This window comes from Microcystis sp. M_OC_Ca_00000000_C217Col (assembly GCF_007095585.1).
GTDB lineage: Bacteria > Cyanobacteriota > Cyanobacteriia > Cyanobacteriales > Microcystaceae > Microcystis > Microcystis panniformis.
The window spans coordinates 1-11,862 of the sequence record NZ_SFBV01000270.1 but is presented as its reverse complement, the minus strand read 5'-3'; the positions used below and the strand labels follow the sequence as shown (position 1 = coordinate 11,862).

10 protein-coding genes are annotated in these 11,862 nt (G+C 44.6%); 4 read left to right on the top strand and 6 right to left on the bottom strand.

The genetic code is table 11. The features are described from left to right. Positions 1-1,123: 1,123 nt before the first annotated feature. Complete coding sequence (locus EWV66_RS17010) at positions 1,124-3,139, bottom strand: ribonuclease catalytic domain-containing protein (protein WP_052278068.1); 2,016 nt, start codon at positions 3,137-3,139, stop codon at positions 1,124-1,126. Positions 3,140-3,216: 77 nt separating this feature from the next. Then, positions 3,217-5,256, bottom strand: a complete 2,040-nt coding sequence (speA, locus tag EWV66_RS17005; RefSeq protein WP_287108845.1) for a biosynthetic arginine decarboxylase — start codon at positions 5,254-5,256, stop codon at positions 3,217-3,219. A 271-nt stretch (positions 5,257-5,527) separates the two neighbouring features. On the opposite strand from speA, the gene EWV66_RS17000 reads away from it, so the two are divergent. Both EWV66_RS17000 and recR read left to right on the top strand, forming a co-directional pair. Continuing rightward, on the top strand, positions 5,528-6,061 hold the full coding sequence (locus tag EWV66_RS17000) for a DUF4330 domain-containing protein (RefSeq protein WP_052278567.1): 534 nt from the start codon (positions 5,528-5,530) through the stop codon (positions 6,059-6,061). A gap of 349 nt (positions 6,062-6,410) precedes the next feature. After that, positions 6,411-7,001 (top strand): recombination mediator RecR, encoded by a 591-nt coding sequence (recR, locus tag EWV66_RS16995; protein WP_043999193.1) that lies wholly within the window; start codon positions 6,411-6,413, stop codon positions 6,999-7,001. A 378-nt stretch (positions 7,002-7,379) separates the two neighbouring features. Here recR and ctpB read toward each other — a convergent pair whose 3' ends face one another. After that, on the bottom strand, positions 7,380-8,705 hold the full coding sequence (gene ctpB, locus EWV66_RS16990; RefSeq protein WP_072926925.1) for a carboxyl-terminal processing protease CtpB: 1,326 nt from the start codon (positions 8,703-8,705) through the stop codon (positions 7,380-7,382). A gap of 142 nt (positions 8,706-8,847) precedes the next feature. Further along, complete coding sequence (locus EWV66_RS16985; protein ID WP_052278070.1) at positions 8,848-9,267, bottom strand: NUDIX hydrolase; 420 nt, start codon at positions 9,265-9,267, stop codon at positions 8,848-8,850. On the opposite strand from EWV66_RS16985, the gene EWV66_RS16980 reads away from it, so the two are divergent. Continuing rightward, on the top strand, positions 9,200-9,418 hold the full coding sequence (locus tag EWV66_RS16980; RefSeq protein WP_072926920.1) for a hypothetical protein: 219 nt from the start codon (positions 9,200-9,202) through the stop codon (positions 9,416-9,418). The two genes, EWV66_RS16985 and EWV66_RS16980, sit on opposite strands and share 68 nt — an antisense overlap. On the opposite strand, the gene EWV66_RS16975 is transcribed toward EWV66_RS16980, so the two are convergent. Continuing rightward, positions 9,383-9,742, bottom strand: a complete 360-nt coding sequence (locus EWV66_RS16975) for a four helix bundle protein (protein ID WP_052278071.1) — start codon at positions 9,740-9,742, stop codon at positions 9,383-9,385. The genes EWV66_RS16980 and EWV66_RS16975 overlap by 36 nt on opposite strands. A 36-nt stretch (positions 9,743-9,778) precedes the next feature. Continuing rightward, positions 9,779-10,438, bottom strand: coding sequence for a single stranded DNA-binding domain-containing protein (locus tag EWV66_RS16970; RefSeq protein WP_052278072.1), 660 nt, complete (start codon positions 10,436-10,438; stop codon positions 9,779-9,781). Between the two features lie 89 nt (positions 10,439-10,527). Between EWV66_RS16970 and folD the strand changes: the two genes are divergently transcribed. Continuing rightward, positions 10,528-11,385: a bifunctional methylenetetrahydrofolate dehydrogenase/methenyltetrahydrofolate cyclohydrolase FolD gene (folD, locus tag EWV66_RS16965; protein ID WP_185237110.1), complete on the top strand. Its 858-nt coding sequence runs from the start codon at positions 10,528-10,530 to the stop codon at positions 11,383-11,385. Positions 11,386-11,862 lie beyond the last annotated feature (477 nt).

Below are 11,862 nucleotides of genomic sequence, written 5' to 3'. Positions count from 1 at the left end.
GTATCTGGAGTAGAGCGATTCCGTAGAGTTGGCTGTATAGTGATCGCTAACCTGATTTTAACAGATAGTGTCATTAATCTCTAGAGTAAGGGATTCCCTCTGTAGCCATGTTTTTGCTGGTTTTCTGCCCCGAAACAAGCTATAATGGTCTAAAGGTCAAATTTGAAAATTTTTGCCTCAAACCCTATCGGCGTAAGAACTTCAGGATTTTGTGTCCAGTAGTTCATTGGTATTGTATTGCTTGAACTCAGGCTCTGTAAGACTTTTAGCCATAGCTAGTATTTTTATACGGGGGAAGTCCAGTTATATTTAATTCCACCCACCCACTTAATAAGTAGTCATGCAAAATTAATTACCTGCCCGATCGAGCTAAAACCCTTACGGGGCAATGATCGTCATGTGTAAATAATTTTGCCTAGGTACTTAGAACTCATAATTACTGTATTGCTATAATTATCGATAATAGAAAATTGCCAGAGGTATAGCGGGCGATGCGGGTTATTAGTCGTAGGATACTGCGTAATTTTTGCGTTAACCATGCTGATTCTTGCGAACCTCTTTATGATTGGTAAGTACCTAAGCAAAATTAATTAGGTTAATTGATTAGTTCGCTCTAGAAAAAAACAATTAACAAAAATCGCTAAATGCCTTTCTATATAAGGGTTCCATCCCTTATAACTCCCGTCCATTGCATAACACAAACCGAAGAGCCATTAATTACACATCTAAGCTCTCAGCCGTCAGCCTTTTGCTGATGTGAGTAAACAGTGAACTGAAAACTCAAATCCGATCCCTAATAGCTGTATCCCGTCTCGGAGTCTCGGAGTCTCCTGTATCCCGTCTCGGAGTCTCGGAGTCTCGGAGTCTGGGAGTCTCGACTAGGAAATTAATTTTGCACGACTACTTATTTGTTTTTCAGCATTGCCTTTCACGATGCTCCTCTAAATCTCTAGCTTGATTTTCTCACCTTGAGTGTGTGACTGCTCACCTCTTTGTAATAAACCTACACCTGTCAGGGGGGTGTGGGGTAGTGGAGCATTTGGCTGAAATTTCCCTAAACCCCTAAATCCCTATCACCCTATCACCCTATCACCCGACTCCTGACTCCTGACTCCGCGAGAGATTAACTTGCTTGGGAGGAGACAAAACCCGATAACTCGCGAAAACGGATCTCATCGCGGTGGGGATCAGAGCGACTAACTTGCACTTGAAAGCGATCGCCTAAAGATACCGATCGCTCAAAACGATGGGGTAATTCTAACCCCAATTCCTCCAATAAAATTAAGCCTAAATTTTCCTCTTCCCGCAGCCAGCGTAAAACCAAAGCTTGCCAGACTTGATCTCCCTGTCGTCGCAAGAATTCCAAACTCCAATAACGATTAGTTTGCCGTTCCACTGAGGTGGCTTCCAGGGCCGAACTAGCGACACTATAGAGAATTTCCTGCATTCTATCCCGGGTAAAAGGCAGTTGATCGCCCCGAAGATGGGCTTTTAGTTGAAAATGGGTCAAAAGGTCAGTATAACGGCGAATTGGCGAAGTTACTTGGGAATAGGTATTCAATCCCAGACTAGCATGACGGTTAGGAATCGTCGTCATCTCACTGCGCGGCATACAGCGACGCAAGGCACAGGAACGCACCGGGCCCGCAGGTAGTAAAATTAACTCCTCATCAGGGGGTAATTCCGGTTGTGGTTGTCCGCGGAAAGGCACAGGTATCTCGTGTTCCTGACAGTAGCGACCGGCGATTTCTCCAGCTAAAATCATCATTTCCGCCACTAATTGCCGAGATGGGGAAACCTCCTGCAATTCTATGATAATTTCGTCGTTAGCCTTCACCTTAATGGATGATTCTGGCATTTGGATGTTAATCGATCCCTGAGATTTGCGCCATGCGTGGCGTTGTTTTGCCCAACGGTTGAGAATCTTCACTTCCGGTTCATGCTGCAGATCCAGATGTAACATTTCATCCACATCTTCGTAGGTGAGGCGATAGGTGGGTTTAATTGTACTAGGATGGATCCGATAATCGGCGATCGCCCCCGTTTCATCGAGGATTACCCCAAAACTCAAGGCGGGACAAAGTTTACCCTGTACCAAACTCATTGGACCGGCGGCCAACTCTAGGGGAAACATGGGAACCATTCCCGTGGGAAGATAGAGACTGGTACTGCGACGACGCGCTTCTAGGTCTAATTCATCATCGGGAAGCACTAAACGGCTAGGATCGGCAATATGAATCCAGAGACGATGACCACCATCCGCGAGAATTTCCACCGATAATCCGTCATCGATTTCCTCGGTACTTTCATCGTCGATAGTATAAATTTTTTGGTGGGTTAAATCGAGACGATTGTTGACATCCGCATCCGCAGGGGGATTGAGTAAATTAAGACGCGTCACATCAAGTACCTTTTTCGAGAATTGAACAGGGTAGGAACTGCGTCGCAGGAAAAGGTTTTCGTGACTACTCCACCATTTCAAATCGACTAACAATTCAAAAGCAGCCTCGGGGGTTTGGGAACGGCCCAGCAGCGAGAGTATGTCCATGGCTGCTGGATATTTTTGTTCGGGTTGGAGGATAAATTTTTCTAGAGATTCCAGACGAATTCGATCGCTTTCTGACCATTCTACCGTTTCACCGGCCAGGGCCTGTTGGAGACGTTGGAGAAATTGGCCTTTTTCCCGTTGACGCTGTTGTTCCACCTCTAGCTGGTGTTTGATTTCCTCTACCTGATTTTCCGAGCGGGCCTCGTAACCATCCCCTTTATTTTTAAAATAAACTTTATCATCACTCAAGAGACAATGGGCCGCATAGCAAAACTGCGGACTGCGATCGGAAAAGAGAATCTCGGCCATGGTTTCGGGAGTGACTAACTGATTTTCCCCGGCTAATAATTCCCAGGCCACTTCTAAACCACTAGGATCTAGATAGGGTTGGACTTCCCGCAGAAAATTTCCGATCTCTTTATAGTTGGATGGACCACCCTTGATAATGTAATCGAAGCGTTGGGGACGCAGTTTATGCGGGTTTCCCCCTTGATCGATGACGATCCAATCTTTTTTACCTTCTGGGCGATCGATCACCCCTAAGCGCCTTTCTCCTTGGACTCGAAATTCTACCAGCGTTCCCTTTTCCACTGCTTCCCCTTACTGCCTATCTATTTTGTCTATTTTCTATCATCCTCGATCGATTACTCGATCGGCAAGAGCAATCATCAATCCCCACCCACTAGATAGGTATAGCGTCGCAAACTGCGTTCATAATCCTGTAGTAGTAATTGGGATTCTTCCACCGTCATGCGATTTTCCTGCAAAGCTTGTTCACAACGAAGACGAATTCTTTCTAACAGGTCTTCCGCAGAATACTGCACATAACTTAATACTTCCGTGATCGTATCTCCTTTGACTAGATACTCGATATCGTATCCCTTGGGACTCATCTGAATATGTACCACGTTAGTATCGCCAAAAAGATTATGTAAATTGCCCATAATCTCTTGATAAGCACCCACCAGAAACATTCCTAGATAATAGGGTTCTGGAGAATGTTTCCCGTTTTTGTACTCCAACGGATGCAATTCTAAAACTGATTTTATGTCCCCGCGCAAATCGATAAACTGGGCAATTTTCCCGTCACTATCACAGGTTAAATCGGCGAGAATCCCTCTTTGGGTAGGTTCTCGATCGAGACGATGGATCGGCATAATTGGAAATAGTTGATCGATCGCCCAACTATCGGGAACTGACTGAAAAACCGAGAGATTGGCATAATAAATTGAGGCCATAATTTGCTCTAAGTCTTCCAAGTCATCGGGAACATAATCCTCTTGTCGGGCCACTTGCAGAATTTTGTGACAACAAGCCCAGTACAATTGTTCGGCTCTAGCTCGTTCCTTGAGACTGAGATAACCGAAATTAAACAGACTAATCGCCTCCTCTTTGAACTGTCCCGCATCGTGATAAGCTTCCTGATAATTGCGCTCATCGATACCCGTGTAGGTTTCCCAGAGATTACGGAGGATGAGATGTTCTTTCCCATTGCTGGGATCGGGGGGATTTTGGGGAACCTCACTACTTCCCAAGATATCAAAGACTAACACCGATTGATGAGAAGCGATCGCCCGGCCACTTTCACTGATGAGAATTGGGGGTGAAATCTGGGCATCTTCACAAGCTTCCTTGACCTCAGCCACGATATCATTGGCATAATTCTGCATATTGTAGTTTTTTGAGGCGTAGAAGTTAGTTTTTGAGCCATCGTAATCGACCCCTAAACCACCCCCCACATCGAGATAGGTCATATTTGCCCCTAATTTCGCTAATTCCACATAAATCTGACTAGCTTCGCGAATGGCATCTTTAATGACGCTAATAGCGGAGATTTGCGACCCAATATGATAGTGCAGCAGTTGCAGACAATCTAACATCCCCGCTTGTTCTAATTCCGTCACCACCGTTAGGATTTCCGGGACGGTTAAACCGAATTTTGCCCGGTCTCCGGTGGAACATCCCCAACGGCCCACCCCTTTTGTCCCCAGTTTCGCACGCACTCCCAAATGAGGGGCAACTCCTAACTGACGACTGACCCGCAGGGTTAAATATAATTCTTCCAATTGTTCGATGACAATCAAAGGCCGATGACCGAGACGAGTGGTCAAAAGAGCGGTTTCGATGTATTCTTTGTCCTTATAGCCGTTACAAATTAGCAATGGTTGTGTTTTGTCATTTTTGCCGTTTAAGGCAGGTTCTAGGGTAGCTAAAGCAATCATTAGCTCAGGTTTTGAACCAGCCTCAAGCCCAAATTGATAGGGTTTACCAAAACGCACTAAAGACTCGACGATGTGACGGTGTTGATTGCACTTGATCGGATAGACACCGCGATAGACATTGGGATAATTATAACGGGCGATCGCTCGGCTAAAACAGGCATTCAGGCGCTCGATCCGATCCTCAAGGATGTCACTAAACCGAATTAACAGGGGTAAACCGATATTACGCCGCTTAATCGCCGAAACTAACTCGTATAAGTCCAAAGAACCGCCCCTTTCTCCCTGAGGCGAGACGGTAATATTTCCTGCGGCATTGATCGAGAAATAGGGTTCTCCCCAGCCTTGGATGCGATAGAGATTTTCGCTATCTTCGATCGACCAATGTTTAACGGGGGCAACTTTTTCGAGGTTGTTACCGTCAGAAGGGGCCAGATCCACTGGAGATAATTGCTTTTCTTGTTTCTTAAGTTGAGTTTTACCCGCCATTGTCTATCGATCGCTCCGTGTGAGACTCCGATCTTCTATCTTAAGTCAGACTTCCTGTCTGCGACCAAGATTCCGATCGTGATAGAATTTACTAGCCGTTAGGAGGCAGGATTCAGGAGACAGGAGATAGGAGATAGGAGATTATTTGTATTTTCTCCCCATCCCCCATCACCCTAGGGTTGATTCATAGTAGGGTTGATTCATGAATCAACCCTACCCATCACCCCGTTCCCCTGTTCCCTGCTACCAAAAATTTTATAGTGAACCGCTTATGCAATTATTAGACTCAAAAGGACGTTTATTCGGTAAATTTAGCTTGCTTGATATTGGAGCGGCCTTAGTAATTTTATTGACAATTATCGGTATTTTTGTTGTACCGGGGACAAGTGGTAAAAGTACGATCGCTAAAGTTACCAAAGAACCCATAGAAGTGGATGTTATTGTCCGGGGTTTAAGTGTTCTCAATCCCAATGCTTTGATTAATCAATTCAATACCGAGAAGAAAACTAATATTGTTATTCGTAATCAACCGGCCGGTCAAGTGGATATAAAAAATGTTAAACCTTTATCGAGAAATGTCTTAGTTCCGCAGCCGGATGGTAGTGTAAAAGTCCTACCCGATCCCCGCACAGAAAACTATTCTCAAGATATGATTATGACTCTCAGTGGTCAAGCGGAAGTTACCGATACCGGTGCGGTTGTTGGCGGTCAAAAGGTGAAAATTGGCACTTTAATCGAGTTGGAAGGAGATAATTATAATTTCAACACCAGTGTTATCGATGTCCGTTTACCAAAAAGGTCTTAAACAGTGATCAGTGAGCAGTAATCAGTGAGCAGTAATCAGTGAGCAGTAATCATTGACCAGTAATCATTGACCAGTAATCAGTGAAAAGACAGTAGGAAACTTCCATGTAACAGATAGGGGGGCATAAATCGACTAAATCCTTATCTGGCAAGAGACTTAATTGATTAGTTCGCTCTAGAGCAAAAACAATTGACAAAAATCGCTAAATGCCTTTCTCTATAAGGGTTCCATACCTTATAACCCCCGTCCATTGCATAACACAAACCGAAGAGCCTAACTTACCCACTGATAACTGATAACTTACCCACTGATAACTGATAACTGATAACTGATAAGAGGATTAACTGCTATTTATACACCGCCTTTAGCTCGTTTGATCGAGCAGTTACAAAAATTACCCGGGGTGGGACCCAAAAGCGCCCAACGTCTGGCCTTGTATATTCTCAAACGACCGGAACAGGATGCGATCGAATTGGCCCAGGCGATCGTAGCAGCGAAAAAACAAGTAGGATTATGTCAGGTTTGTTTTCATCTTTCGGCCGAACCGATTTGTGAAATTTGCCGCAATCCTAACCGGGAAACGGGGACTATCTGTGTGGTAGCTGATTCCAGAGATGTGATTGCTTTGGAGAAAACTAGGGAATATTCGGGCAAATATCACGTTTTGGGCGGTGTTATCTCACCTATGGATGGAATTGGACCGGATCAATTAAATATACAGTCTTTAGTCACCAGAGTCAGCCAGAAAAAAATTCAGGAAGTTATCTTAGCTATCAGTCCCAGTGTCGAAGGGGAAACCACGACTTTGTATATCGGGGGTTTACTGAAACCCTTCACTAAAGTTACCCGTATCGCTTTCGGGTTGCCCATGGGCGGCGATCTGGAATACGCTGATGAAGTAACTTTAGCGAGAGCTTTAGAAGGTCGTCGGGAATTGTAAAATCTCGCCAAGGTTGGGATTAAGTAGGGCTTGCTGAATAAATGTGAAATGTAGGCAAGGTAAGGGTTTTGTGGCTTTTCTCGTGAAACAGGTGCAAGATTTTGAGAGAATCGTGCTTCAACACCCTGCGTCTTCATCGGCCCGCGTCCTGTAGGGGCGAAGCATTCGGGCAATAACCTATCGGTGAAACCGGAGATTTTCTATCCGAATGCTTCGCCCGTACTTTTTGCCGCAAACCCTAAGTAGGGAGGCACAATTATTTGTAGGATGGGTTAGCGGTAGTGTAAACTATGCGGGCGTTGGGTTTCATGCTTCAACCCAACCTACGTTCATCTTATATTTAATTCCACCCACCTACTTAGACATTATTGAGGACAATTATTCGGCCCGACTACTCAAAGGGTTATTGAGATTGCCAGTGCCAGGACGTTTGACACTATGGGATTGTAGGAGTGAGATCGCCTGTTGGTACTGGGGATCATCCTTAGTTCCCAGCAAAGAAGGATCATCGCGGAAGCGCAGCTGTTGTTCCCGGGTTAACTCGATCTGCACATCGGGTTTAATGCCTTTTTTGTAGATATTTTCGCCGTTGGGGGGATAATAACGGGCAATTGTCACCGCTAAACCAGAACCGTCGGAGAGGGTGTGTACCGATTGGACGGTACTCTTGCCATAGGTCGATGTACCTACTAAAGTCGCCCGGCCATTTTCTTTTAGCGCTCCAGCGAGGATTTCGCTGGCACTCGCTGAACCTTTATTAACCAAGACTACTAGGGGTAAATCGGTAATAGCGGTGTTATTGGCGATAAATTGACGATCTCCGCCCCGTCGATCGATGGTGCTAACGATTTTGCCCTGTTTCATCCACATACGAGCGATATCGACACTAGCAAATAGTAACCCGCCGGGGTTGCCCCGTAGATCGAGAACATAGCCGGATATCTGTTGTTGACTTAATTCCTCGATCGCCTGTTTCATTTGTTCGGCTGCGTGGGAACTAAATTCATCCAGTTTGATATAACCAACTTTCACCCCACCTTCCTGTTTAAGGGTATAGCTAACGGAGGGGATTTCGATATCTACCCGGGTCAAAGTCACTTCAAATACCCCTTGATTGGGACGGGCAAGCTGTAAACTAACGCTAGTACCCACTTCTCCCTGTAGTGCCTCCATTGCCTGTTCTAGGGTCATTAAAGCGGTGGGTTTGCCATTAATTCTGATCAGGCGATCGCCGCTTTTCACTCCCGCTTCCTTGGCGGGGGATTTTTTCACCGTATCGACAACAACCAGATCGCTAGTGCGTTTATCGAGAGCTAAACGTACCCCAATTCCCGATAATTCTCCGGAAGTTTGACTGGTGAGGACAGAAAATTCCCTAGGAGTTAAAAAACGGGTATAAGTATCACCCAATTCCTTTAAAGCTTCGCGGATTGCTGTGTAAGCTTGTTGGGGATTAGTATAATTTCTGCTTAACAATTCTTGACGTTTTTTTTGCCAGTCAATTTGATGAAAACCACGATCTACAAATTCATTATTAACAATTTGCCAAACTTGGTCGATGACTGCTTTCGGGTTATCTTCTAAGGGTTTTTCCCCTTTGGCTGCGGGGGTGAGGACCATCAGGGAACTAACTGCTAGGGTAGCGATCGCACCTCCAGATAGGAGTTTCTGCACGGAAACGAACGAGGGACGCGACTGGTTCATAAAGACAAAGCCAAAATAAGATTGACGTTTCAATAAAGCCATTCAAAAAGCGGGAGCATTTTGCCTTCGAGGGAGGTGAGGAGCAGTGTTAACTACGACTTTCGTATAGATAAGGGAGTTCCTTGTCTGGCTCTAATATCCACTATAATTCTAGTTCTATAAAATCGAGCAATATCTGACGATGAATTTTTCCTAAAGGACGAGTCTGATTAATCTTCTGGGAATAGTATTCCCCTTGAAGGATGGCAGCCGGAGGTAATAATGCTAAATCTTGCCCTTCCGTTTGCACTAATTTTTCTAATTCCACGGTCAGGGGTACATGATAAAGATAACGAGAGAGATTATCATCGTTGTAAGAGCGAAAATAGCGTAAACTAGGGGCTTCGTAGTTAATTTCTTCTTTTAACTCTCGTTTTAACCCTATTTCTGGACTTTCACCCGCTTCCAAGTGACCACCAAATAAACCCCACACCCCCGGATAGAGAATCGTCGGGATGTCGTCGCGCAACTGCATTAAAAAGCGACCGTCCTGTTCTAAAATCGCCAAAGCAACAAATATCATCAGTTATCAGTTATCAGTTATCAGTTATCAGTTATCAGTTATCAGTTATCAGTTATCAGTTATCAGTTATCAGTTATCAGTTATCGGTTATCGGTTATCGGTTATCGGTTATCGGTTATCGGTTTTTGGTATTTTCTTGGCAGGTTTTTAGAATAGCCCAAAGCATTTTCCCAATTTCCTCCGCGTCATCATTAATACTTTGAAAGGCTCTTTCCTCTATGTAATTCGTGTCTTTCAATAGAGACAGCCAATACTTTGTTTCTAGACATTCTTTATAAGCTATTGACATTTTAGCTCGAAAATCAGCTTGAGAAATAGCTCCATTAGCCTCGGCAATGTTAGCCCCGATTGAAGTGCCACTCCTTAATAGCTGTTTTGACAAAATATATTCTTGTTTAGTTTCACACAAATATTTATAGCCTTTAACAATCCTAATGGCAAATTTATAAGCTTTGTCATAAACTTTACTCTCCATCTGTTTACCCCGCTACTGATTACTGATTACTGATTACTATTTCTCGTTTTGTTTATGGGGTAAAAAGAAAGCATCGAGGGGATCTGGGACGGGTTTAATCACTGCGGGGGGATTGGGTTTAACGGGGGTAACGACGGGAGTTTCTGGGGGTTTTGTTGCGGTTGCGGTGGGAATTGTCACCTGTCGGGGATTTTCCAGGGGTTTAGTTGAGACTGGGGGAGAATTATTTTCTGGGGGTTTAACTTCTGAGGTGGGGGAAGGTTTAATTTCTGGGGACGGGGAAGGAGTGGGAACCGAATTAACAGCTACTGCATCCATCTGTTCTAATTCCACCACATACACCTCGTTAACGGTTTGGGAACCTTGGGGAATAGCTTCAAAGTCAATTTTGCCCTTAATGACGATTTCTTCGCCTTGACGGGGTAATTTATTGCTATTGGTGCGAATCCAAATCTTACCGGACCCATCCTGCAAAAGATAGGCTCCTCCCGCTAAAAAAGGGGCATAATTGCTGACAGTTCCCCTAAGATAAACTAAAGCGCCTTTTGGTTTTTCCTGTAATTGCTCGATCGCTGTTAGGGGAGGATCACCGATGTAGGGAACGGCAATACCGAGGTCAGCAAGGGTACTACAACCGAATAACCCTAGCAATAATAATAAACTGCTGATGCGCCCTACACGAGTCTGGATAGACATTCTTGCTTTAACCTTAACGAGTGCGATTAGCCAATCTTTTTGACCATAGAATAGATCCGAAAGATTTTTGTTCTCGGTATTATCATAGAATGTCCGTAACTACTTGCCAAATTCTCGACGGGAAAGCCTTAGCTCAAAAAATCCAGCTTGGTCTAGGAGAGCGCATCCAGACGCTAAAATCTTCAATGGGAAGACCTCCGGGGTTAGCGGTGTTGATGGTGGGGGATAATCCTGCTAGTGCCGTTTATGTACGCAATAAGGAGAAAGCTTGTACTAAAATCGGCATGGCCTCTTTTGGTCGTCATTTTCCTACCGATACAAGTGAACTAGAAATTTTAGCGGAAATTGTCCGTCTCAATCAAGATGAGCGGGTGGACGGGATTTTAATTCAATTACCCTTACCTAAGCATTTAGACGCGGTTTCCCTTCTCTACCAAATTGACCCGAAAAAAGATGCTGATGGTTTACATCCTCTCAATTTAGGCGGTTTAGTGCGGGGTGATGACTGTATCCGCAGTTGTACTCCTGCGGGGGTCATGGCACTGCTGAAAGAATATAATATTCCCATAGCCGGTAAGCACGCGGTGGTGGTGGGTCGCAGTATTCTAGTGGGGAAACCTTTAGCTTTAATGTTATTGGAGGAAAACGCTACGGTAACTATTGCTCACTCGCGCACGGAAAATCTGGCAGAAATAACCAGAAGTGCCGATATTTTAGTACCTGCGGTCGGTAAAGCGAATTTAATCACCCCGGATATGGTAAAACCTGATGCGGTGGTGGTGGATGTGGGGATTAATCGTGTCGCTGACCGTTTGGTGGGAGATGTGGACTATGCGGGGGTTTTAGAAGTGGCTAGTTATCTTACTCCTGTCCCCGGGGGTGTCGGTCCGATGACGGTGGCAATGTTATTAAAAAATACCTTGTTAAGTTACGAACGCAAGTTATAAATCCGCAGCTACCAGCTATCAGCTATTCAGCGATTCTACCGATACAATTTTGTCAATCTAGCAAGTGGGGATTTTTACGGGGAAACTCTCTTTTAAAATTGGGCTTTACTTTTGATTTTATTACTCAATCCAAGCTTTTGGGGGGTTCTACCCCCCAAACCCCCCGTTGGGGGCGTGGCGCCGCCCCCAAACCCCCCGCGCATTAGTTTTTCGGTGGGATGCTTACAGGCAGCCGCTGACGCATCTGTAATAATTTAAGCGTCACTGATAATTGCTGATTGTCGGTATTTCTGCAAATGTGAGATGCACCTACTTGATTTTTTTTAACTATGTTGGTAGGATTTTACAAAACTGGATAGACTATACTTTGCACGGCTACAACTTGCATTTTTTACTCAAGGACAATAATATAGTTTAAGAGTCATAATTAGAAGCAAAGCACTCATTAAAAACATGATTAACCTAGAATTCACGGAA

Bases quoted from the DNA above. Each gene is read 5' to 3' on its own strand.
- speA (WP_287108845.1), bottom strand. From the start codon at position 5,256: ATGGCGGGTAAAACTCAACTTAAGAAACAAGAAAAGCAATTATCTCCA.
- EWV66_RS17000 (WP_052278567.1), top strand. From the start codon at position 5,528: ATGCAATTATTAGACTCAAAAGGACGTTTATTCGGTAAATTTAGCTTG.
- ctpB (WP_072926925.1), bottom strand. From the start codon at position 8,705: ATGAACCAGTCGCGTCCCTCGTTCGTTTCCGTGCAGAAACTCCTATCT.
- EWV66_RS16980 (WP_072926920.1), top strand. From the start codon at position 9,200: ATGTCGTCGCGCAACTGCATTAAAAAGCGACCGTCCTGTTCTAAAATC.
- EWV66_RS16985 (WP_052278070.1), bottom strand. From the start codon at position 9,267: ATGATATTTGTTGCTTTGGCGATTTTAGAACAGGACGGTCGCTTTTTA.
- EWV66_RS16975 (WP_052278071.1), bottom strand. From the start codon at position 9,742: ATGGAGAGTAAAGTTTATGACAAAGCTTATAAATTTGCCATTAGGATT.
- EWV66_RS16970 (WP_052278072.1), bottom strand. From the start codon at position 10,438: ATGTCTATCCAGACTCGTGTAGGGCGCATCAGCAGTTTATTATTATTG.
- folD (WP_185237110.1), top strand. From the start codon at position 10,528: ATGTCCGTAACTACTTGCCAAATTCTCGACGGGAAAGCCTTAGCTCAA.